The sequence below is a fragment of the Enterococcus moraviensis ATCC BAA-383 genome (assembly GCF_000407445.1).
Taxonomy (GTDB): domain Bacteria; phylum Bacillota; class Bacilli; order Lactobacillales; family Enterococcaceae; genus Enterococcus_L; species Enterococcus_L moraviensis.
In genome coordinates, this window is the sequence record NZ_ASWB01000004.1 from 161,767 (window position 1) to 183,577 (window position 21,811).

The following is a 21,811-nucleotide window of genomic DNA, read 5'->3' on the forward strand; positions in this document are numbered from 1 at the left end:
GTAATCGTACTAACCAATTTTTTTAGCAGAAATAAGCAACATCATTGGTCTGCGCAATTCATCACGCATTTGTGCACTTGCTTCTAGCATTTTAGGATCTGGCATGGGTTCGACGAACCGAGTCAGTTGAAAGCCATTTGTTAGCAAGCCATTTAGATAAGTTGTTACTGTTTTATGATATTTCATTACTGTTTCACCTAAAAATGTTGTTTCACGAATACTTTCATCGAAATAGCGATCCACTGGCCAATAAAGGGGCAGGCCTTGCTCATTGTAGATCCAATCCTCTGTTCCTTGAGCAGTAAAAATCGGATGTTCCGCAGAGAAAATAAAATCGCCATCAGGACTTAAGCAGTGGTTGACCTTTTTAGCGATTTCATCAAATGAAGCAACATAATGAAGTGCTAATGAGCTGATCACAATATCGAATGTTTCATTTAAACCGTCAATTTCTTCCATTCCCATCAAAAGATAATTGATTTTGGATGAATCCGTCATTTCTTTTGCTTTGTTTATCATTCGCTCTGATAAATCGATGCCAATAACTTTTTCAGCACCATTTTCGACAGCATAGCGACAATGCCAACCATAGCCACAACCGAGATCCAGTACGGTTTTTCCAGTGAAATCAGGCAGTAATTTTTTTAACTCATGCCACTCCCCAGCACCTTTTAGCCCTTTTTTTGAACGATCCATTTGGCTGTATGCGTCAAAAAAACTAGGGTTATCATATTCGTTTTTCATGTTATATCTCCTTTTAACAAGCATACTTCTGTATCTTTTATTGTATCAGATTGTTAAAATAATACCCATAAAATAGAAATTAACCAAAGTGAGTACTTATTGGAATGTATGGCCATGCTCACGTAAGACACGGATAGCCTTATCCTTATCTTTATTCTTGATCAACAGATAATCGGTATTGTAAGTTGATAAAGCAAAAATTGAAATTTGATTTTCTGCTAATGGATTGGCCAATTGAGTCAAAATGCCAACGAGAGAAAAGTCCAATTCTCCAATGATTTGAATGATAAACCAATCATCGTCTACAGAAATTGCTTGTTCAGCGGGTAGGGTAGCAGACGGCACGATAATGGAGCATTCATCTGCTGTGTACGTAATACTTTTAAAGTCGTTTATCGTATGAAACAAAGTAGGGACTTCAGTATGAGCTGGAAATTTCATAATGGAATATGTTCGTTTATCAAATAATTGTAAGTGCATGATGTAACCTCCAATAGTAATATTAGATAGGGATCTGTATAAAAACTTGAGAGCCGTAAATAGTGGGAAGTGAATTTTCTACCGTTTTAAAACCAGCTTGCCGACGTAATGAATCAGTATAGAGTTTGTCTTCATTGACGATGATCGTAAGTTGATCTACAGTAGAAAAATGTTTACGAATAAATGAGGGCAATAAATGTACGGCTTGTTTAGCATATCCATTCCTTAGATGTCGATAGTCTGTTGAAAAATCTTGTAGCAATAGATTGTTTTTATTATTGGAATACGAGCTTCCGCCGTTAGCCTGGTAGAGAGTGAAAAAGGCAACAAGTTGTTCATTTTCAACTACAAGAATAGCGTGACGATTGGGGTCTTTTTTTGCTAACGCAACCACAATTTTTGGTTCACGGACATAGCGTAGCTTACGTGCTGATAAACAATAGTTAGCAACAAGTTCTTCATATGTATCATCATAAAACCTCAACTGCATGATCTTTTCCTCCTGCCTTATGTGATGACGATTTTAATCGAACGTAAAATAACAATTTCTCTTTATTTATAGTATAACCTGTTTAAATGTTCTTGTGCAGTGACTTTAGAGTATTTTTTTCAAAGGATTAAAAAGAATACCAATGATTTTTCTGCTGGCAGTTTGTGAGTAGCAAGTATTTAGGGGAATAGTTTAGTGCTAGGTGATACATGTTGGACAATGCAGGATACTGTGTCCACATATATTATTGTAATTTGGGGATAAAAAATAGTCAGAGAGCAATAAAAGCATTGCTCTCTGACTGCTTGATTTATTTAATGAGACGTTTGTCATCTTTAGATAACGTGCTTACCTTTTTTATATGTTCAACAGTAATCATCCGTATTTGCTGACTATCTTCTTGAAGACGCAGCATAATCGAATCGGCGATACGTTTGGAAACGATCCAACCGGAAACTGTTTCAAATTTTTGAGAAGTCGGCACTTCTTTCAATTGTAAAACAACTAAACTTTTCTGAGCAGAAGCAACTTGTAATTTTTTTATAATTTCTTCACGCTCTTTATTTTTACTCTGTTTATCTTTAGAGTCATCTAAAAATGCCGAAAAGAAACTTTGGGAAGATTGGCTGATCAATTTTGAAATGCTTTTCATTGTTGATTTGTGGTTGTTATCCATTCTTCTACCTCCTTTACGAATTCACGCTAACTATCAGACTCTGAACAATCAGATAAACCTATTCTACCTAAAAAAGGCAAATAGTTCAAGAAAATATGTTCGTAATGATTTTGTAAATAATTATTCTTACTTGCTTTTTTCGTTAGATTCAGTAATATAGAAGTACTGATTACTATCCATGTAATTCGTTTGAAAGTGAAGAGTCAAGAACAACTTTCAACTCAAAAGAGGGAGATACTAATGACACAAAAAAAGACCGACAAATCAAAAGTTTATATTATAGCATTACTAGCAGTATCAGCATTTACAGGAGCGGCGTTAGCGAAAGCTGCTCCAATGGAAGAAGGGCATGGTTTTTCATCTTTATTTAAAGAAGAAGAGAAAGTAGCCAGCCAAACAACAGAAACAAGCGAAGCAAAAAAGGAACCCAAAAAAGTTGAAAAACTTACCTATACAGAACAAATCAATAAGGATTTGGCGCAAAATAAATTTGCCAATCGGATGCCCATCAACTTATTATTACAAACAGACGATAAATGGAAGGCAACGCCTTATGGCTCAGGAAATCCTGATGGTAATACATTAGAAATCAACGGATGTGCGATTCTTACATTGGCCATGGTTTCATCTTTTTTAGATAATAAAGAGTATACACCGCAAGATATTCTGAATTGGTCAAAAGACGATTATTTTGTAGAAGGTGAAGGAACTGCGTGGTCTATCTTCTCAGACTTTGCAATGGAAAAAGGGTACCAATTTGAAGATCTTGAAGGCAATATCACTGCGGTAGAAGAGCAATTAAAGCAAAAACACCCTGTGATTATTTCCGTAAAACCAGGATTGTTTACGCAAACAGGTCATATCATGGTGCTTAGTGGCACAAACAATGGGAAGTTTTGGGTAAATGATCCAAATGATTCAGAAGAAAAAGGCCATTCAAAAAAAGAATTCACAGCAGATGAATTGCTGAACGAAGCGATGAACTTTTGGACTATTTATAAATAAGTTAGAAAAAAATGCTTAAAAAAGACAACGTCTATTTAGTGTTGTCTTTTTTATGGATAGAAAACGCTTTATTTATTTTTTTAAAACCATTGACATGGGATGGTTCCCACATTATACAATGATTTTATAAAAAGGAAATGGAGTGAACAAAATGAAAATTATTATCGAAAAAAACTTTGAGGCAATGAGTGAAACAGCTAAAAATATTTTATTAGGCCATATGAGCCAAGATAAACGTGTTAATCTATCTATCACAGCAGGCAATACTCCTGTTGGTGTATATAAAAGAATGGTCGAGAGTGTAAAAGACTCACCAGATTATGAAAATGTTCATTATTATAACTTTGATGAAATCCCTGTGGCTGGTCAAAAAGAAGGGGTAACGATCACTGATTTACGAAAACTCTATTTAACACCTGCAAATATCAATGAGGCAAATATTCATCCTTTGACCGTGGAAAATTATGCAGAACAAGACAAACGCTTGGCGATGGATGGCGGACTAGATGCCATGTTGATCGGTTTAGGCGGAGATGGTCATTTCTGCGGGAATATGCCTACAACGACTCGTTTTGAGAATTTAACGTACAAATTAAAAGTTACTGGAGAAGAACCGTGGTTTGAACCAGGAATGATTGATGTAGGGTTAGAATTTGTTACAATGGGGCCAGTTAGCGTGATGCGTGTGAAACAGTTGATTTTGATCGTAAATGGCGAGAAAAAAGCTGAGATGGTCAAACAAGTTCTACAAGGACCAATATCAGAAGAATTTCCAGCATCTGTTTTACAATTGCATCCTAATTTAACTGTAATATTAGACGAAGAAGCAGCAAGTAAATTAGATAAATAGGGACCATCCAAAGATTGAGGTAGGAAATTACCTTGATCTTTTTTTGTTCGATTTACAAACGTACGTTCTCGTGTTATCCTTGAATAAAATAAAATAGAATGGAGCAAGAGATGGAAAAAATCAGGTGTGATTGGGCGAATGGACATGAATTAGACGAACAGTATCATGATGACGAGTGGGGAAGAGCAGAGCATAACGAGCAAAAGCTGTTTGAAATGTTGCTTCTAGAAAGTATGCAGGCTGGTTTAAGTTGGTCTACAATCCTTAAAAAGAGAGAAACATTAACAAAAGCATATGATCAATTTGACTACACTAAAATTGCTGAATATCAACAAGAAAAAATTGATTCTTTATTAGAAGATCCAGGAATCATTAGGAATAAGCTAAAAGTAAAGGCAGCAATCAATAATGCGAAAGTTTTTATGCAAATTCAGGAAGAATACGGGAGTTTTGATCAATTTATTTGGGCTTATGTAGATGGAAAACCCATCAAAAATCGTTGGGCAACGATCAGTGAAGTTCCTACCTCAACAGAACTGTCTGATAAAATCAGCAAAGATCTAAAGAAAAAAGGGTTCAAATTTTTAGGTACAACAACTGTCTACGCATTTATGCAAGCAACAGGTATGGTTGATGATCACCTAGCGTATTGTTTTAGAAGCCATGAAGCGTAAACGGACTAATTAGATCGAAAATCTACATCACTCTCTACATAGTAGGGAATAGAGAGTGGTGTGTGGCTAGTTTCTGAACGTTGTTTTCATTTTGAAGAAATATGAAGTATTTCATAAAGAGCCGCATCGCCTTTGATCGGTTTTTTTGCATAAAATTTAAATACAGTGGCTTGCCATTTATCTGGATTATACACGATAAGCTCTCCTAAATCAGATTGAGGTAAGGTGGACAGTAGTTTTGAGAGTTCTTTTGGAACCGATAGTAACGAGGAATTTTGATGAATCATAACCGTTTTTTCTAATAAGTAACAGGCTTCTTTGAAGTGTTCTGGCAATGATATTCTTAACGGAATACCGATTTGAATGGACTGCCAACCGAAGTCATGGATGATAGTATCGTAGAATCCTTCAAAAATAAATTGGGACATCCTATAAGAATCTTCCCATACATATAGCGGGGAATAAGTATTAGAAATGGCCCCATCTGCGTTTTCTGAAATAAGATAGGCTTTAAAAAGAAGTCCTTTGAAATTATCCGTTTTTGTGCCATTTTCTTCCACGCGTGTTCGTATCAATGACATATCATAATCGTTAGGCAGTGTTATTTTATATTGCATAGCGTTCATTTAGATCAGCTCCTCTTATTAATAAATCCAGTCTAATCTATTTGAAAGGTATTGCATAATACGAAAAAATGATATAAGGTATCAGTAATTGTGATAGCAAGAAATGGGTGGGAAGATGGAACTGAACGATCTAAGAATCTTTCAATGTGTGTCACTTAACGGATCAATGTCAGAAGCTGCTAGAATAATGGGATACGCACAGTCTAATATCACTGAGCGGATTAGATTATTAGAGCAAGAGTTGACTGTGAAGCTTTTTGAACGCACAAACAGAGGCGTTCTACTACTTCCAGAAGGTGAACAATTATTAGAATATGCAACGGTCATTTTAGCTCAGATCGATGAAATCGAAAGGCATTACAAGAAACGACCAATAAGAATCGGCACTACACAGACAATTGCATCTAACTATTTTGAATTGTCAGAAGTCATCTCGTATCAACCTGAAATCAATCTGTATCTGGATACGATTGAACGACTAGAAGCAATGTATAGAAAAAAAGAACTTGATGTGTTGGTCATAAATAAAGGAACATCGCTTCAAACCAACCTTCTCTTTTACGAAACAATCGGTTGGCTGTCTACTGCAGATGCGCAAAATGTGTATTTGATCAGTCGAGATAAGGAATGTCCGTATAGAAAGATGACGCTATCTTTAATCAATCCGCAGACATGTAAAATTGTCGAAGTTGACTCTATTTACTTGATGATTGACCTGATTAAAAAAGGAGCAGGTCAATCACTTTTACCCAAGTGTTTCTCTCAGGAGGAACAGAATCAGTCGTTGCTATTTAATGAGATAAAGCAGCAAGTTTCTATCTATATCGTTGGAAATGAAAAGAACAGTGAACTTGTTCGTTTATTTTTAGAGCGTAGCAACGGTTTGAGATAGAGAGGATTTGGTTTTTACGAGTGATATTTATAAAGACATCCATTTGAATTATGAACGGTTATCGGATACGGAACGTAAGGTTGTCGATTTTATTTTAAAATCAGACGATGTTGACAAATTAAAGCTAAAGGATATCAAAGACGTGTTATATGTATCAAACGCTACGATCATTAGAGCGTGTAAAAAGTTGAATCATCCTACGTTTAATTCGCTAAAATCCGCATTTGTTAAAAGCGAGAAGGAAAAAAGTACGTATCCATTAGAAGTCGATTTTTCATATATTTTGGATGGGATAAAAAAAGAAACATTAGCGACATTAGAATTAATCGATGAAAAAAATGTTGACCAAATATGTAATTGTCTGATCGAAGCGAGAAGGATTTTTTGTGTTGGACTAGATGGAAGTTCTCAAGTAGCGTCTGAATTTAATCGCAAACTCAAATCAATGGATATTTGGACCAATAATTATTCGGATCAGTCTTTAGTTGATTGTATTCCTTATATCAGTACCGATCAGGATGTAGTGATTATTTTTTCGTTGAGTGGTCAAATTGATGATATCAATGAGAACATGCTCAAAGTGAAAAGGAAGGGGACAACGATTATTGCAGTTACGAATGTGACGGCAAATAAATTGAAATTAATTAGTACACATGTACTTGTAACGTATAATGATCCAGATGATAGAAGAACGCTTTATTCAAGATTAATGTTACATGCATTGAGCACCGTAATCTATGAAAAATTAAGAACAAAAGTACCTAGTTTTGAGTAAAACTTACTCAGCTAGGTACTTTTTTCTTTACTCATTTTATTGTCTAGAGATTACTGTTCAACTTTCTGTTCAGCCCATTTCGCAGCATATTGTTTACCAGCTACCAAATCATACTGAATGTATTTATAATCCTCTAAAATTACTTTTTGTTCTTTAGTCAGATCTTTTTCGAATATTATTTTATTTTTCTCTGTAACAAAGACTTGTTTTCCGTTATAGCGATTAGAAATACTTTCAATCGGGTCAATAGTTGAAGCAGGTAACTTATCTGTCACTTGAGTCAATAAGGCGTAAAATGGAGTAACTTTGATATTGGCCTGTTCAAACGCAAGTGCATTGAAATTGATAGGCGAAGCAACTTTTTTATTTACTTTCTTAGATTGCTCACGACTAAACGCGTTGCTGTAAATAAAGTAATCTGTCTCATGGTGCTCTAAACCGTATTTCTTTGAATCATTCCCACTATAAAGTGAGGGCAAGTGATCACCATAAAAGACAAAAGTAATTGGTTTTTGAATTTTGTCCAACTCTTGTAAAAAGTCTTTTATCGCTTCGTCCGTATAATGAAGACCTTGCATGAATGTCGCTAGCTCTCCTTTTCGACTCTCTAAAATAGCTGTTCCCTCGGCTGTGTAGTCTAGCTGATCATAATAATCTTCGTAGGGCATGTGATTTTGCATCGTGGATACTTGGATGAATTGCGTAGTTTCTGTATTACTTTTCAACGCTTTCAACGTTTCTTTATAAGCAGATTCATCAGAAATCCTTGGGCTACGTTCGATTTTATCAGTGTACGTCAATTTATTTGGGCTGTCGATATAGTAGAATTCTTCGAAGCCAAATTTATCAAAAACACTTTTTCTTTGATAAAGTGATGCTGTAAAAGGGTGAATCGCAATTTTTTGATCGAATAGATTTGTGATATTCGGACTAACTTGTTGGGCATTCACTAATTGTGTATAAGGTGTGACAAGTGACGCAGACAGACTGCTGATGTCTAAGCTTGTTAACCCTTGCCATTCCATGTTAGCAGTGCCACCGCCATATCCAACAGAAAGCATTACACCACCTGTATTATTCTTTATTTCTTTCTTGATAGTAGGAATTGGATCAACAGGGACTCTGAGGTTAGGCACTCTAGCTGGATCACTAAAGCTTTCACTTAAATTTAAAATAAGCGTTTGGTTTTCTAACCAGTTATTTCGTGTTTGATTTATTTCTTTTGCTTCATCATCATATTTTTTCATGATTTGTTCGATTTTGTCTTTTGAATAATTTTTTGGCTCATCCATTATTTTTACATCAATGTTATTCAGAAATTGAATAATCGGTCCATTTTCTTTCACAGCTTCACCTTGGTTAATAAAAAGCTTGTTTACTCTGAAAAGGTTAAACAATAAGAACGAAGGTGAATTTTTATGGTTAATGAAAAAAACGCTAGAAAGCATAGCAGCTAGTACGATGATTCCGATAACTCTTTTTTTCCAATTGAACTTTAGCGAATAACGGTGTTGTAATTTTCGTTGAATGACAATACTAGAAATTGTCAGTAAGACGATCAAAGCAGCACCAACGGCTATTAAAATAGGGCTGACCATGGACAGTAACTCGGAAATACTGTTCAACATTTTTAAGTCAGAAGGAAAAACAGGTTCTTCTCGTAAACTAACTTTGATGACACTAGAAACTGTCAATAATAAATCAACAAGTAACGTCAAGGAAAAGACGTACCAAAAGCGATTCGTTAGTAGTAAAAGCAATAAGAAGAAGCTCATAATAATTAAAGTTGTTAAAACCAAAACAGATTGTCTTAACGTGAAAATTTTAATCACAACTTGAAAGGTCTGTGTCCACCCGTCTTTTTTTTCAAGTAAAAAGATCTGCAAGAAAGTGAACAAGTAAAAGAAAATAGCTACATAAAAAATCATTCTTTTTTGATGGATCCAAGATCTCAACGCACGCAACTTTTGAGAAAGTTGCGCAGGAGAATCAAAAGATAGAAAGTTATTTAGCTTTTTAAATAAGGAAACCTTTTGAAGGATCAGGCAGATAACAATCAGTAGAAGTGTTACGCCTAAATAGATCCCGATAAATTCAAACATATTCATAAGCCATTTCTTACCTGAATCGGGAAAGCTCTTCTTCAAATAGGCAGTAACGCGATAGGTAGTTAATGGCCAATAGGTAACCATTTGAGTAACAATTAGACTTGTTGCAACTATGCTGGCTTTTACTTTAATGCCTAATTTTTGTGAAATGGCTTCAGAAAAAGTAAATAGGCTAATCGTATAATACAATGAAAATAAAGAATAAGGGACAGAAAATCTATTTGCAGTGGAAGCATCGCCTCTAATTGATAATGAAATTTGTGTCATAAGTAAAATCAAACCAATAAGAATACCTAAACTCAAGCAAACATGTAAAAATTTAAACTTCATTTTTTTGTCTAAACGTAGCTGTTTGATTGCATAGCCGACAAGGAATAAATAAAAAATCCAAAGAACATTTGCACCATTTTGGAATCCCCAAAGATCTTTATTGAATAAAGTGGGTAAAATACTGAATCCTACTGTTAAACCGATCGTTACTTTTTTCAAGTAGTCCGTTGACAACAGGGTGAGCCATTTTGTTAGGATAGGAATACTACAAAATAGCAGAACGCATGATGCCGCATAAATGAAATAATTTTGGCTTACTGGGAAAAAAATCAGCCAATAATCACGAAGGTTTAGAACAGAAGCTTGTACATAGAAAAAGATATTACTTATTAAGGCAATAAAAACATAGAGCAAAAAGAAGCTGCTTAGATAACGCAATACGTTCTTTTTCGCTATTTTCTGGTAATGATAGCCCATATACAATGGAACTAACCCAAGGCCAGCACCAACAGCTACTTTCATAACCGAGTAAAGGTAAAATCGTCCTGGATTATTTGCATATTCGGGAACAGTAATCGCAGAAAGGAGAACTCTTTGTACGATCATAAGAAGACAGGCTATCAAAATAGTTCCTATTTCTAATTTTTCAGATTTATTTTCTTTCAAAAAAAACACCTACTATATAAATATTTTAAAGACACCTATTCAAGCTAATGAAGAATAAGAATCACTAGTCCAACCATTATAGTACCTTAGAACGCACGTGATTACAATCTCTCTAAAGGTGGTGTAGGAAGATAAGGATGACGTATTTTAATCAACTATTATAGATCCCGGAGTCAGATCATTCATAAAAACAGCTTCACTTTTATTAAGTCAAGCTGTTTTGTATGGTAGTTCTATATAAAGAGCGGTTTAATCTTTACCGAAATAGTCTTCATAAACTAACATTAATTTATCGAAACTTTTGGCATCAGGAATCATTGGAATAATGATGGTGGGAATATCATTGAAATAAATTTCAGGGATATCCGTTATGATGCAATCATATGCCGCAACTTCTCTTTCCAGTTCTTTTAACGAACTGACCTGTAGCGGTGTGCAAGAGAAACGTCCTCTCAAATAGTAAGAAATTCGTTCAGAAAGCATATCCATATAATCTATTCCAGAATTAAATAAAAGACAGGCCTTCATCGTAGGTGTTGAATATTCCAAACGATCAAGTAAATTTGGCCAGTTCGTAAATAAAATCGAAATAGCTTCATAGACCAGGTATTCTTTATAAGGGTTGGAATAAAAGATTGCTTGTAAGGAGTGTAGCAATTCCATCGGAAAATGACCGTATAAGTTTTTGATGCTTATAAGAAACTCCTTGTTTTTGTTATGTAGGATAAAAGTACGTCCGTGGATCTGACAATCCAAATTATAAAGACGCATAAAAATCTCTTCAAAGTTATCACATTTGCAATCCATCTTTTTTTCGATTTCTTGTAGAAGATTTTCAATTTTTTGATGCTTTAAAAAAACATTGTGATCCTGCATTGCCTGCCTACGAACAGTTTCTAGTGAATCAATATACTGATTACTAAAAAATAAATAAAAAAATGAATTCAAATGAGTAGTGGATAAAGGCAGATGAAATTGAGCATAAAACTCGTCGCAAGCATATGTATCGTTAAGTATGGCAAAGTCTTTATTAGGTAAATCGTGAAGTTGATTTTCGCCATTATGTTTTAAAAGAATGATGACAGTGTACGTGTAAAAACGCAATTGATTCAACAAAGAGAAATCAAGGTTATAAGAAGCTTTAGTTGGAAGTGCTTGTTTAACCATCTCAAAAGCAACCTTGTCTAAGCTAGTCAATTGGCTAGGTGTTAAAAGTTTTTCAGCAAGACCATATTTTTCATAAAAGTAATGTTGCATAAAATTACAAATACTACGGGGGTCCCCAATAAGTTGCATCTTTTTCAGGTTGATTGTAAAACCTTCTATTTGGAGAAGTTGGTTTACGCGAATAACAATTCGTTTGATTGTTGAAACACTTGTATAAAGGTCGTTAGCTAGCTCGATGACAGTAGCGAAATTATGTAAGAAAATCTTTTCGATCAACTGAAATTCGACGCTGTTCTTTATGAATTTTTGATAAATGCTTGTTTTACAGAAGCCGAAATTTGACGCTAAACGAATCCCGTATTTTTTTGATGACTCGATTGTAGCAGGTGCAAGTAAGGCTCCTAACTCAATGATATCCGATTTTAATGTTTTAACAGGAACGCTGAGAGATTTTGATGCAGTAGTAAAAGTGACCCAATCGTTATCCGCTAAAAGTTCCATCAACTCTAATTGGCGTTTGGATCTTGAGGAAAGGATTTCTTTCATAATACCAACACTTTCTTTTTGATGTTATTTTATATATTTTTTCATATTGTAATGAAATAAATTTCAAGATATCATTCATTTTAACTTGAATTAATCTGTTTTGTCTATATAGCAAGTAATAATAAACTCTATTTTTATAGTATTTTAAAACGAATCGGTCATTTTTTTCTTTTTAATAGAGAAATTTGACCTTTTTCTTGTGTGTTTTATTGATAACGTTTGTAATATTTCCTATAAGTTGTTTTAAATTTATTTTCATTTCTTTTTATGAAGTAAAAATAACCAAATCTTTCTTTTTAATGACCTTAAATGACCCTTTTTTTTCTTACAAAACGTTTAAACTAATGTTAAGCCGTATTCAGGCAATAGGACGATAGATAGGAGAGAAACATGAAGAAAAAAATAGTAGGATTAGCGTTGGTGTCAGCAATTAGTTTAGGTGGAGCAGCTTTGTTAAACGCAGAGGAAGGGAATGCGCACGGATATGTAGAAAAACCAGCAGCTCGTGGGTACCAAGGGTCGTTGGATAAAAATACATTGGGTTGGACTGCTGCAATGGAAAAATACGGGATAGTTATTACAAATCCACAGTCTTTAGAGTTTGATAAAGGATTTCCACAAGCTGGGCCAGCAGATGGTCGTATTGCTTCAGCACAAGGTGGGAAAGGCCAAATTTCTGATTTTGTAATGGATAGTACTGGTGCTAACCGTTGGACAAAACAAGAAATTTCAACGGGATCTAATACATTTACTTGGCATTATACAGCACCTCATAGTACAACTAAATGGCATTACTATATGACAAAAGTGGGCTGGAATCCAGAAAAGCCATTAACAAGAGCGGATTTCGATTTTCTAGGTGAAGTAAAGCATGATGGTTCAGCTGCTTCGAATAATAAGTCTCATCAAATCGTCGTGCCTGAAAATCGTTCAGGTTACCATGTGATTTTAGCGGTCTGGGATGTTGCGGATACATCGAATGCTTTTTATAATGTGATTGATGTCAATGTAAACGGCAGTGGTGAGATTACACCACCAATTGAAGTTGCACCAGAAAAACCTGCGAATGTGAAAACGTCAGAAGTTACGATGTCTTCACTGAAATTAACGTGGGATACAGTTGCAAATGCAAAAGAATACAACGTGTATCGTAATGGAAAAAAAGTAGCAACAATTGGTGGAACGCAATTCAACGATGCTAGCTTAGCTGAAAATACTACGTATTCTTATCAAGTTGAAGCAGTTGGGACAAATGGGAAGGTCTCTGAAAAAAGTACAGAAGTAAACGTGACAACACAGTCATCAGCAGTAGAAGATAACCAAAAACCAACAGTACCAACAAATGTTCATTCAATGGGAACTACAGAAAGTTCAGTAGCGTTAATGTGGACAAAATCAACCCACTTCTTAGGCGTTAAAAACTATGAAGTATACCGTGATGGAAAAAAGATCGAAACGACTGAAAAAACAAGTTTTACAGATACTGGCTTAAAAGCAAACACGACGTATGATTACACTGTAAAAGCCGTTAGTCTTGGTGGGAATGTTTCAGAGGCAAGTGCTGTATTTTCTGTGAAAACCAAAGAAGCATCAAACGGTCACTCAACATGGGAAGCGGATAAAGTGTATACTGCTGGAAACAAAGTTCTCTTTGATGACTTAGAATATGAAGCGAAATGGTGGACGAAAGGCGATCGTCCGGATAAATCGGATGCTTGGAAATTACTTTCAGATAAAGTAATGAACTGGGAAGCGAGCAAAGCGTATAGTGGCGGGGACACAATCATTTTCCAAGGGAAAACATACAAGGCAAAATGGTGGACTCAAGGCAATCAACCAGGAACAGCGCCTGTTTGGGAAGCTATATCAGACGTAACTGATTCTCGTTTATCAGAGTAAAAAATCTCTACGACGTAGAACATAAAAGAAGGAGTAGTCAAGATGTAGAGCATCTTAGCTAGTCCTTCTTTTTGTATATAGTGGAGATGGAAAGAGTACAGAAAAAAAGACAGCTATTTTTTAGTTGCTAAAGTTGTTATTTATTCTGGTTAGTCCACTGTTAATAGGGAAGTTGATGCAGGGTGCTTTTTAGCGTATTATTTATTTTGAGAAGCAATCTTTTTGTTTGTATTGAACGAATCTGTTTTTTTATTGAAATAAGGAGGAAGATCAATGAAATATGAGTGGCGAAAAAAGGAAAAGGACTGTTACTTACCGAAAGCGAAACCAATGGAACTTACTATACCAAAACAGAAATTCTATACAATTTCAGGAAAAGGTGATCCAAACGGACCAGACTTTGGCGAGGAGACTGCAGCATTATATGCAATGTCGTATGGGATTCGAATGATGCCTAAAAATGGTATCACACCGGATGGGTATTTTGAGTACACGGTTTACCCATTGGAAGGATACTGGACTTTATCAGATGAAGCTATAGCAGAGGGAAGAGCGTTTGATAAGGCGGATTTAGTGTATAAAATCATGATTCGTCAGCCTGATTTTGTAACTGCTGAGTTGGCGCAGGCCAATTTAGAAGCTGTCGCAAAAAAGAAACCTAATGCATATAATCAAAAGGTGAAATTTGAAACGATCGAAGATGGTAAATGTGTACAAATGTTGCATCTAGGTTCTTATGATGATGAGTTTAAAACATTTGAAGTGATGGATCACTACTGTAGCGAGAGACAATTGGAAAGAACAACATTGGCACATAAGGAAATTTATCTATCTGATCCAAGAAAAGTAGCACCAGAAAAGATGAAAACAGTGTTACGTTACTTTGTTAAATAGAACAAGTAGTTGGTACAGAAGTGTTTAACTCCGAGAACCAAGTAGGTACTGTGTAACATCAGCTCGTTCCTCGCTGTGTTTTACAGCAATTTCAGTTTATTTCATAAGGAGTTGTTTCTGCCTCTACGGTTCTCGTTTCACTCCTAGCCTCGAAGCATCGAGGACCATTTGCTTCCACCGTTTATTCGGATACTAGGTGTCTGGGACATAACTCTACGAGTTACATCCCAGACACTTTTTAGTTACCCGATTATTTCTCGATAAACATGCGCTTCGTAATTGGAAAGGCATAGTTTGGAATGTAAGGATTTCGTTTCTGAATTGGAAATGATTTCGACCCATTTGGCATAATCCCAAGAATCAGGGAATGAGACGGTTGTCTCTTCACGACCTAGTTGAACTAAAATCAACCAACGTTCTGTTTCTGTTGTGCGAGTGTAACAAAAAACAGTTGGATGTTCTGGCAATAATAATTCGAATGTACCATCAATAAGAGCGTCTGTCTGTTTTCTTAACCGGATCAACGTTTGGTAGTAATGGAAAATACTACTACTTTCAAGATCTTTTTGAGCGGCATTGATCATGGGATAATTGTCATTAACGCGTAACCAAGGCTCAACTGTCGAAAAACCGCCATGTAGAGTGTTTTCCCATTGGAAAGGCGTTCGACTGTGGTCTCTGGACCAATTTACTGCGATAGCTAAAGCTTCTGTATCTATCATTCCTTGATCTAATAGCGTTTGATAAAAATGGATCGTATCTGCGGCATTGATTTCTTCGATTGAGCTGAAAGGATAATTTGTCATGCCAACTTCTTGTCCTTGGTAAATAAAAGGAGTCCCTTTCAGCAATAAAAGAATTGTAGCTAAGGCTTTCGCTGCTTCTGGCGTGTCGTCACCATAGACGGATACACTGCGAGGCGTATCGTGGTTCTCTAAATATAATGCATTCCATCCATCAGCCTCTAAACTAGTTTGCCATTGATTTAAAGAATGCTTTAAATGTGGAATCGAGCCTTTTTGTTGCCCGACTGTCCCGATCCTTTCGCAATGTTCTAGTTCAAAAATCATATTGAAATAGCCGTTTTCGCCTGTCCAATCGGTTGCTTCTTGATGAGGAACACCGCTTGCTTCACCTACAGTCATCACATTGTATTCATTGAAAATAGCTTTCAGTTCTTCTAAATAAAGTTCGATTCCAGCAACATTCATAAAGGGGGCCCACTGATTCTCGGTAATTTTAAAGTCCCAAGGTTCTTTTTGAATATGGCTGATCGCATCTATCCGAAAACCGTCTATTCCAAGGTCTAACCACCAACGAATCATTTGGTAAATTTCATGACGAACTTTTGGATTTTTCCAATTAAGGTCAGGCTGTTCTTTGGCGAAAACATGAAAATAGGACTGTTCAGTTGTCTCATTATATGTCCAAGTTGAGCCGCCGAAAAACGATTGCCAGTCATTAGGGGGTACTTCTCGTGTGGCATCGGCCCAATGATAATAGTCACGGTAAGGGTTGTCTAATGATTTTTTTGATTCTAAGAACCATGGATGTTGGTCACTTGTATGATTGACTATGAGATCCATAATGATTTTTAGATTCAAGTTGTGTGCTTCATTAAGTAAGGCTTGAAAATCCTCCATTGTACCAAAATCTTCGTGGATTGCTTGGTAATCGGAAATATCATAGCCATTATCAACGTTTGGTGATGCATAAATTGGATTGATCCAAACAAAATCGATTCCTAGTTCTTTTAAGTAAGGCAACTTTTCTCGAATGCCGTTAAGGTCACCGATGCCATCGTGGTTGCTATCTTTGAAACTGCGGGGATAAATTTGGTATCCGACAGCGTTTTTCCACCAATTCTTTTTTGTTTCTATACTCATTTGTTTTGTTTGAATAGCTGAGTTCGGCATGTTCTTTCCTCCTAGATTTAAGGGTATAGCTAGATGCTATTAAACACTGAACGATTCATTTTTAACACTAGTCTGGCTAATTAGAGATAGCAACGACAAACGCTTCGTAAGGTTCCAATATTGTGTCAACTAACTGGCTATAGTGTTTCTCAGTGTTTGAGAGGATTGTTTCTGTTACAGTTTTCTCTAATGAAAAGACTTGTTCTTGATCAGAAAAATTGCAAACGACTAACCATGTTGCGCCTTGATAATGGCGATAATATGCAAAAATATCAGTTGCAGTTTCTTCAAGTAATTCAAAACTTCCCCAAATGATCAATGGATAGTTTTTGCGGAGGTCAATCAATTTTTGATACGTATAAAAGATTGAATCATTATCTGCTAAAGCTTGTTCAACGTTGATTTTGTCATAATTTTCGTTAACGGCAAGCCAAGGAGTTCCAGTTGTAAAACCAGCATTTTCGGAATTGTCCCATTGCATTGGTGTACGGGCGTTATCACGACCTTTGACGTTGATAGAGGCTAGAATGTCCTTTTTCCCATACCCTTTTTGGATACGGTCGGCATACATGTTTTTACTTTCGATATCTTCAACTTCTGTAATGTCATGGATCACGCGGTTGGTCATTCCGATTTCTTCCCCTTGGTAAATGTAAGGTGTGCCTTTTAGCATATGGAGTAAAATAGCTAGCATTTTAGCACTTTGTACACGATAAGCCTTATCATTGCCCCATCTTGAGACGATTCGAGGTAAATCATGATTATTCCAAAATAGGGAATTCCAACCTTGGTCACCGATTTCTGTCTGCCATTTTGCAAAAACTTCTTTTAATTCGGCTATTTGTAATGGGCGTAGATCCCATTTGCTTTTTCCTGGTTCCTCATCTAATCCGACATGTTCAAATTGGAAGACCATTGAGAGCTCATTTCTTTTGGGATCAGAGTATTGTTTAGCGATTTCAGGTGTGGCGCCCCATGTTTCGCCAACGGTTAATAGATTCTTACCTCCAAATGTTTTGGCATTCATTTCTTGTAGATAGTCATGCAGTTTTGGTCCATTTCCTGTGATTTTCTGATCGGGGATTTTTCCTACTAGGTCGATTACATCCATTCTAAAACCGCCGATTCCTTTATTGATCCAAAAATTCATCATGTCGTAGATGGCGTCTCGGACGTTCGGGTTTTCCCAGTTTAAATCGGGTTGCTTTTCGCTAAATAAATGGAGGTAATATTCCCCTGTTGTTTCATCCAATTTCCAAGCTGGGCCTAAAAAGGTTGATTCTAAATCGTTTGGACCACCACCATTAACGCCTTTTCGCCAAACATAAAAATCACGGTATGGATTTTCTTTAGATGATCGGGAGTCGATAAACCATTGATGTTCGTCACTGGTATGATTGACTACAAGATCCATAATGATTCTTATCTCTCTTTTTTGCGCTTCTTGAATCAGTCGTTCCATGTCGGCCATTGTGCCGAATTCTGTCATGATTTGCTCGTAGTCGCTAATATCATAGCCGTTATCATCATTCGGTGAACGGTAGACGGGACTTAACCAAATCGCGCTGATCCCTAATTTTTTTAAATAGTCCAAACGTTGGATGATTCCAGTTAAATCGCCGATTCCATCTCCGTTACTATCTTGAAAGCTCCGTGGATAAACCTGATACACGACGGCTTCTTGCCACCATTGCGTGTCTGTTTTCTGATGTGTCATTTTGATCAATCCTCTCTGTGTTTTCTACTGTTACAGCGAAACCATAAGGTGCCAGTTCAACTTTATTTTTATCTAATAAGTGCATGTTGCTTGAAAATAAAATATCTTCCTTTTCAAAGTAAATTGGAGACGGCCCAGTGTTGAAAATACTGCGGATCATTTTTTCTTCGTATTCGTAAGCAAAATCAATGAGTCCTGTTTCTTCGTCGATTTCCAGCCAGCGTAGTTTCCCTTCAGATAAAAGCGGTTGATAGGCTTTTCTAAAGGCAATTAGCTTTTTAACGAATGCATACATGTCTAAATCTTGTTTATCTGCTTCCCAAACCATGCATTTACGACAATCAGGATCACCTGCACCGTCCATCGCGTATTCGTCACCGTAATAAAGGCAAGGCACTCCTTTTTGTAAGTAGGTGAATGCTAAAACTTGTTTCATCAGTTCTTTGTTGTTTTGTGCGATCGTTAATAAGCGTGGTGTGTCGTGAGAGTCAAGCACGTTAAACATAATTTGATTGGTTTGTTCACGATAAAGCATCAATTGGTGATTTAGCTCAGATACGAGTTTGCTTAATGGAATCGTTTGGTAGACAAAATAAGAGAGAATTGCATCAGTAAACGCGTAATTCATTACGGCGTGAAATTCATCTCCTTGCAGCCATGCTTGAGAGGAGTGCCAAATTTCACCTAAAATATAAATATCTGGTTTGGCTTCGGTACAAACATCATGAAATTTCCGCCAGAAACGATGATCTACTTCATTCGCTACATCTAATCGCCAAGCATCGATATCGAACTCTGTAATCCAGTAACGCGCGATTTTTAATAAATAATCTTGTACGTCCTTGTTTGCTGTGTTTAGTTTTGGCATATGAGGTGTGAAGGCGAATGTATCGTAAGTAATATCTTCAGAAAATTCAAAATCAGCTGTTGGTGTGTAAGTAACTGGGAATTTATGAATGTGGAACCAGTTAGCATAAACGGACTCTTCTCCATTTTTGATGACATCTTGCCATTGAGGTGAAAAATCTCCCATATGATTGAAAACGGCATCTAACATGACCCGAATCCCGCGTTTGTGACATTCGTCTACGACTTTTTTAAAGAGTTCTTTATCACCAAAAGCTGAATCAATTTCAAAATAATCAATGGTATCGTATTTGTGATTGCTGGCGGCTTGGAAAATTGGGCAGAAATAAATGCCGTTGATGCCCAGATCAACAAAATGATCTAGATGATCTAAAACACCTTGTAAATCGCCACCAAAAAAGTCATCACGCTCTGGATGTTCTTTGCTCCCCCAAGGTAAAGTACCTTTTGGGTCGTTTGAACTATCTCCATTAGCAAAACGCTCAGGAAAAATTTGATACCAAATCGTTTCTTTTGCCCATTGAGGAGCTTTGAAACGGTCGGCTTCATGAAAATAAGGCAATTTAAAATAGTTGTTAGCAGCTTTTAATGTATCTTCTTGATAAGGAAAGAAGCCGTGGTCACCATAGAAAAGAACTGTTCCATCCATCCCTTCTACCTTGAAAGCGTAACTTAGGCGTCTGAATGGCGCAGAAGTTTCCACCGTCCAATAATCGTGAGTAGCAGTAGATAAATATTTTTCCATAGGTATTGTTAAGTTGAACCATTTACTGTGTTCAAGTTGATATGGGTCACCATTTAATAATGCGACACTTTTGATATCGCCTCTTCCTGTTTTTAGCCGAATATGCATTTTGTCTGCTTCATATAAATAGGCAAATTCGCTTTCTGGTTGATGATGGATTGCTGCAGTATTCATCTAATTTGTCCCCCTGTGATCGACTTTGTATTTTTTCTAGTCATGTATTTCTAAAATCCACTCATATTATGACATATAAGAAAAACGTTTTCAATGTATTTTTCGCAAACGATTGCACTTTTGCTTATTTAGTATGAGCGTCTACCTTAGAATGGTAGCAGAGAACAAATAAATTCGCCTTTTTTTGTGATTTATCTATTCTAATGGTTATCTAATCGATGTTTAGGAATAGGGTTTCGCTGTTGATGTAGAAGTGTCTTTCCCTTTTCCGAAAATTATTTTGGCGCTTTCTATAGATTTCTCTTGACAATTTACGCAAACGATTGCACAATGTATGAGAATAGATCATTAAAAAATTCCTGGGAGGAACAAAAGATGAAAAGAAATACGAAAAAGCTTTTGGCATTAGGCGTAACAATGACGGCAGCAGCATTTGTTTTAGCGGCGTGTGGTGGAGGGGCTGAAGAGAAAAAAGCTTCTGACGGAAATGAAAACGCTTCTATTAAGCTGTGGGTGGATGTAGCGTTTGTTGATACATACAAACCATTAGTTGAAGAATTTGAAAAAGAACACAAAGATTGGAAAGTTACAATCAAACCAAGTGAATCTGCCACAGCTCAAGAAAACTTAAAAAAAGATCCTAGCGCAGCGGCAGATGTTTTCATGATGCCGCATGACCAATTAGGTCAAATGGTGGATGCTGGAATTATTTATGCGAATACAAAATACGAAGATAGCGTGAAAGAAAATAGTACGGACAGTGCGGTAGAAGCTGCAACGTATGATGGGAAATTATATGGTTACCCTTATGGTGTTGAGTCGCAAATTTTGTATTATAACAAAGCGAAATTAACAGAAGATGATGTAAAAAGCTGGAAAACATTAACATCAAAAGGCAAACTAGGTGCAAACTTTGGCGAAGCTGGAGCTAACTACATTTTCACACCATTATTCATGTCAAACGGCGATGAATTATATGGAAAAAATGGGGAAGATATCGATGGAACGAATTTTAACAATGATAAAGGTGAACAAGTCTTGAAATGGATTCGCTCGCAAAAAGATAATGCCGGTGTTATTCAATCGAATGCGGATGCACTTTCTAACTTAGGCAATGGCAAAATCGATGCTTTTTTATCTGGACCATGGTCTAAATTGGATGTCGAAAAAGCGTTAGGTGATAACTTTGCGGTAGCGCCATATCCAACAGTTGATCTAGGTAATGGTGAAGTACAACAAAAGGCATTCTTAGGCGTGAAATTATTTGGAGTAAATGCGTCAACGAAAAGTCCAGTTGCAGCGATGGCTTTAGCTGATTTCTTGACCAATAAAGAAAATCAATTAACTGTTTTTGAAAAAAATGGGACAGTTCCTGCGAACAAAGAGGCACAAACGGATAGCGAAGTGACTTCTGACGAAGTGGCAAAAGCTGTTATGACGATGAGCGATGCTGATCATTCGGTTGTTATGCCGAAACTTCCAGCAATGGTTTCATTCTGGGGACCTGCTGATGCGGTAATCAATGATACGTACAACGGTAAAATTGCGGAAGATCAATACTTGCCAAAATTAGACAAACTCGTAAAAGATACTAGTAAATCTGATAAATAATCTATAAAAATTGTAGTAA

At 36.3% G+C, this 21,811-nt stretch carries 18 protein-coding genes; 8 read left to right on the forward strand and 10 right to left on the reverse strand.

Going from position 1 to position 21,811, the window contains the following annotated elements:
• Positions 1 to 9: 9 nt before the first annotated feature.
• The 4 genes from I586_RS14285 to I586_RS14300 all read right to left on the reverse strand — a co-directional run bounded on the left by I586_RS14285 (position 10) and on the right by I586_RS14300 (position 2,390).
• The gene (locus I586_RS14285) at positions 10 to 744 is read right to left on the reverse strand and encodes a class I SAM-dependent methyltransferase (protein ID WP_010763574.1); all 735 of its coding nucleotides are present in this window, start codon (positions 742 to 744) and stop codon (positions 10 to 12) included.
• Between the two features lie 96 nt (positions 745 to 840).
• Positions 841 to 1,224 carry an ACT domain-containing protein gene (locus I586_RS14290; protein ID WP_010763575.1) on the reverse strand — a complete coding sequence of 128 codons (384 nt, stop codon included), beginning with the start codon at positions 1,222 to 1,224 and terminating at the stop codon, positions 841 to 843.
• Between the two features lie 22 nt (positions 1,225 to 1,246).
• Positions 1,247 to 1,714, reverse strand: a complete 468-nt coding sequence (locus I586_RS14295; protein WP_010763576.1) for a hypothetical protein — start codon at positions 1,712 to 1,714, stop codon at positions 1,247 to 1,249.
• 310 nt (positions 1,715 to 2,024) lie between these two features.
• Positions 2,025 to 2,390, reverse strand: a complete 366-nt coding sequence (locus tag I586_RS14300) for a hypothetical protein (RefSeq protein WP_010763577.1) — start codon at positions 2,388 to 2,390, stop codon at positions 2,025 to 2,027.
• 240 nt (positions 2,391 to 2,630) lie between these two features.
• Here I586_RS14300 and I586_RS14305 point away from each other — a divergent pair, with 240 nt between their 5' ends.
• The 3 genes from I586_RS14305 to I586_RS14315 all read left to right on the forward strand — a co-directional run bounded on the left by I586_RS14305 (position 2,631) and on the right by I586_RS14315 (position 4,919).
• The gene (locus I586_RS14305; RefSeq protein ID WP_010763578.1) at positions 2,631 to 3,395 is read left to right on the forward strand and encodes a C39 family peptidase; all 765 of its coding nucleotides are present in this window, start codon (positions 2,631 to 2,633) and stop codon (positions 3,393 to 3,395) included.
• A 151-nt stretch (positions 3,396 to 3,546) separates the two neighbouring features.
• Positions 3,547 to 4,245 (forward strand): glucosamine-6-phosphate deaminase, encoded by a 699-nt coding sequence (locus I586_RS14310; protein ID WP_010763579.1) that lies wholly within the window; start codon positions 3,547 to 3,549, stop codon positions 4,243 to 4,245.
• A gap of 110 nt (positions 4,246 to 4,355) precedes the next feature.
• Positions 4,356 to 4,919, forward strand: coding sequence for a DNA-3-methyladenine glycosylase I (locus tag I586_RS14315; RefSeq protein WP_010763580.1), 564 nt, complete (start codon positions 4,356 to 4,358; stop codon positions 4,917 to 4,919).
• 86 nt (positions 4,920 to 5,005) lie between these two features.
• On the opposite strand, the gene I586_RS14320 is transcribed toward I586_RS14315, so the two are convergent.
• Entirely contained in the window at positions 5,006 to 5,545 is a 540-nt protein-coding gene (locus I586_RS14320) for a DUF4865 family protein (RefSeq protein WP_010763581.1), read from the reverse strand.
• 115 nt (positions 5,546 to 5,660) lie between these two features.
• On the opposite strand from I586_RS14320, the gene I586_RS14325 reads away from it, so the two are divergent.
• Positions 5,661 to 6,437 (forward strand): LysR family transcriptional regulator, encoded by a 777-nt coding sequence (locus tag I586_RS14325; protein WP_010763582.1) that lies wholly within the window; start codon positions 5,661 to 5,663, stop codon positions 6,435 to 6,437.
• Between the two features lie 7 nt (positions 6,438 to 6,444).
• Complete coding sequence (locus I586_RS14330; RefSeq protein ID WP_010763583.1) at positions 6,445 to 7,212, forward strand: MurR/RpiR family transcriptional regulator; 768 nt, start codon at positions 6,445 to 6,447, stop codon at positions 7,210 to 7,212.
• Positions 7,213 to 7,262: 50 nt separating this feature from the next.
• On the opposite strand, the gene I586_RS14335 is transcribed toward I586_RS14330, so the two are convergent.
• Together I586_RS14335 and I586_RS14340 are read right to left on the reverse strand one after the other, a co-directional pair.
• Positions 7,263 to 10,256 (reverse strand): LTA synthase family protein, encoded by a 2,994-nt coding sequence (locus tag I586_RS14335; protein ID WP_010763584.1) that lies wholly within the window; start codon positions 10,254 to 10,256, stop codon positions 7,263 to 7,265.
• 249 nt (positions 10,257 to 10,505) lie between these two features.
• Positions 10,506 to 11,969 (reverse strand): AcpB/EbpR/MafR family transcriptional regulator, encoded by a 1,464-nt coding sequence (locus I586_RS14340; protein WP_010763585.1) that lies wholly within the window; start codon positions 11,967 to 11,969, stop codon positions 10,506 to 10,508.
• A 390-nt stretch (positions 11,970 to 12,359) separates the two neighbouring features.
• Between I586_RS14340 and I586_RS14345 the strand changes: the two genes are divergently transcribed.
• Together I586_RS14345 and I586_RS14350 are read left to right on the forward strand one after the other, a co-directional pair.
• Complete coding sequence (locus I586_RS14345) at positions 12,360 to 13,868, forward strand: lytic polysaccharide monooxygenase (RefSeq protein ID WP_010763586.1); 1,509 nt, start codon at positions 12,360 to 12,362, stop codon at positions 13,866 to 13,868.
• A 273-nt stretch (positions 13,869 to 14,141) separates the two neighbouring features.
• Complete coding sequence (locus I586_RS14350) at positions 14,142 to 14,762, forward strand: GyrI-like domain-containing protein (protein WP_010763587.1); 621 nt, start codon at positions 14,142 to 14,144, stop codon at positions 14,760 to 14,762.
• Between the two features lie 242 nt (positions 14,763 to 15,004).
• Here the strand turns inward: I586_RS14350 and I586_RS14355 are convergent, their stop codons facing one another.
• The 3 genes from I586_RS14355 to I586_RS14365 form a co-directional block, all read right to left on the reverse strand.
• Positions 15,005 to 16,678 (reverse strand): glycoside hydrolase family 13 protein, encoded by a 1,674-nt coding sequence (locus I586_RS14355; protein WP_010763588.1) that lies wholly within the window; start codon positions 16,676 to 16,678, stop codon positions 15,005 to 15,007.
• Between the two features lie 76 nt (positions 16,679 to 16,754).
• Positions 16,755 to 18,395, reverse strand: coding sequence for a glycoside hydrolase family 13 protein (locus I586_RS14360; protein WP_034702622.1), 1,641 nt, complete (start codon positions 18,393 to 18,395; stop codon positions 16,755 to 16,757).
• Positions 18,316 to 20,181, reverse strand: a complete 1,866-nt coding sequence (locus I586_RS14365; protein WP_010763590.1) for a glycoside hydrolase family 13 protein — start codon at positions 20,179 to 20,181, stop codon at positions 18,316 to 18,318. The genes I586_RS14360 and I586_RS14365 overlap by 80 nt, the downstream gene beginning before the upstream one ends.
• A 375-nt stretch (positions 20,182 to 20,556) precedes the next feature.
• On the opposite strand from I586_RS14365, the gene I586_RS14370 reads away from it, so the two are divergent.
• Complete coding sequence (locus I586_RS14370) at positions 20,557 to 21,792, forward strand: extracellular solute-binding protein (RefSeq protein WP_010763591.1); 1,236 nt, start codon at positions 20,557 to 20,559, stop codon at positions 21,790 to 21,792.
• Positions 21,793 to 21,811 lie beyond the last annotated feature (19 nt).

Coding starts and splice junctions, on each gene's coding strand:
- I586_RS14285 (WP_010763574.1), bottom strand. CDS start 744: ATGAAAAACGAATATGATAACCCTAGTTTTTTTGACGCATACAGCCAA.
- I586_RS14290 (WP_010763575.1), bottom strand. CDS start 1,224: ATGCACTTACAATTATTTGATAAACGAACATATTCCATTATGAAATTT.
- I586_RS14295 (WP_010763576.1), bottom strand. CDS start 1,714: ATGCAGTTGAGGTTTTATGATGATACATATGAAGAACTTGTTGCTAAC.
- I586_RS14300 (WP_010763577.1), bottom strand. CDS start 2,390: ATGGATAACAACCACAAATCAACAATGAAAAGCATTTCAAAATTGATC.
- I586_RS14305 (WP_010763578.1), top strand. CDS start 2,631: ATGACACAAAAAAAGACCGACAAATCAAAAGTTTATATTATAGCATTA.
- I586_RS14310 (WP_010763579.1), top strand. CDS start 3,547: ATGAAAATTATTATCGAAAAAAACTTTGAGGCAATGAGTGAAACAGCT.
- I586_RS14315 (WP_010763580.1), top strand. CDS start 4,356: ATGGAAAAAATCAGGTGTGATTGGGCGAATGGACATGAATTAGACGAA.
- I586_RS14320 (WP_010763581.1), bottom strand. CDS start 5,545: ATGAACGCTATGCAATATAAAATAACACTGCCTAACGATTATGATATG.
- I586_RS14325 (WP_010763582.1), top strand. CDS start 5,661: ATGGAACTGAACGATCTAAGAATCTTTCAATGTGTGTCACTTAACGGA.
- I586_RS14340 (WP_010763585.1), bottom strand. CDS start 11,969: ATGAAAGAAATCCTTTCCTCAAGATCCAAACGCCAATTAGAGTTGATG.
- I586_RS14345 (WP_010763586.1), top strand. CDS start 12,360: ATGAAGAAAAAAATAGTAGGATTAGCGTTGGTGTCAGCAATTAGTTTA.
- I586_RS14350 (WP_010763587.1), top strand. CDS start 14,142: ATGAAATATGAGTGGCGAAAAAAGGAAAAGGACTGTTACTTACCGAAA.
- I586_RS14355 (WP_010763588.1), bottom strand. CDS start 16,678: ATGCCGAACTCAGCTATTCAAACAAAACAAATGAGTATAGAAACAAAA.
- I586_RS14360 (WP_034702622.1), bottom strand. CDS start 18,395: ATGACACATCAGAAAACAGACACGCAATGGTGGCAAGAAGCCGTCGTG.
- I586_RS14365 (WP_010763590.1), bottom strand. CDS start 20,181: ATGAATACTGCAGCAATCCATCATCAACCAGAAAGCGAATTTGCCTAT.
- I586_RS14370 (WP_010763591.1), top strand. CDS start 20,557: ATGAAAAGAAATACGAAAAAGCTTTTGGCATTAGGCGTAACAATGACG.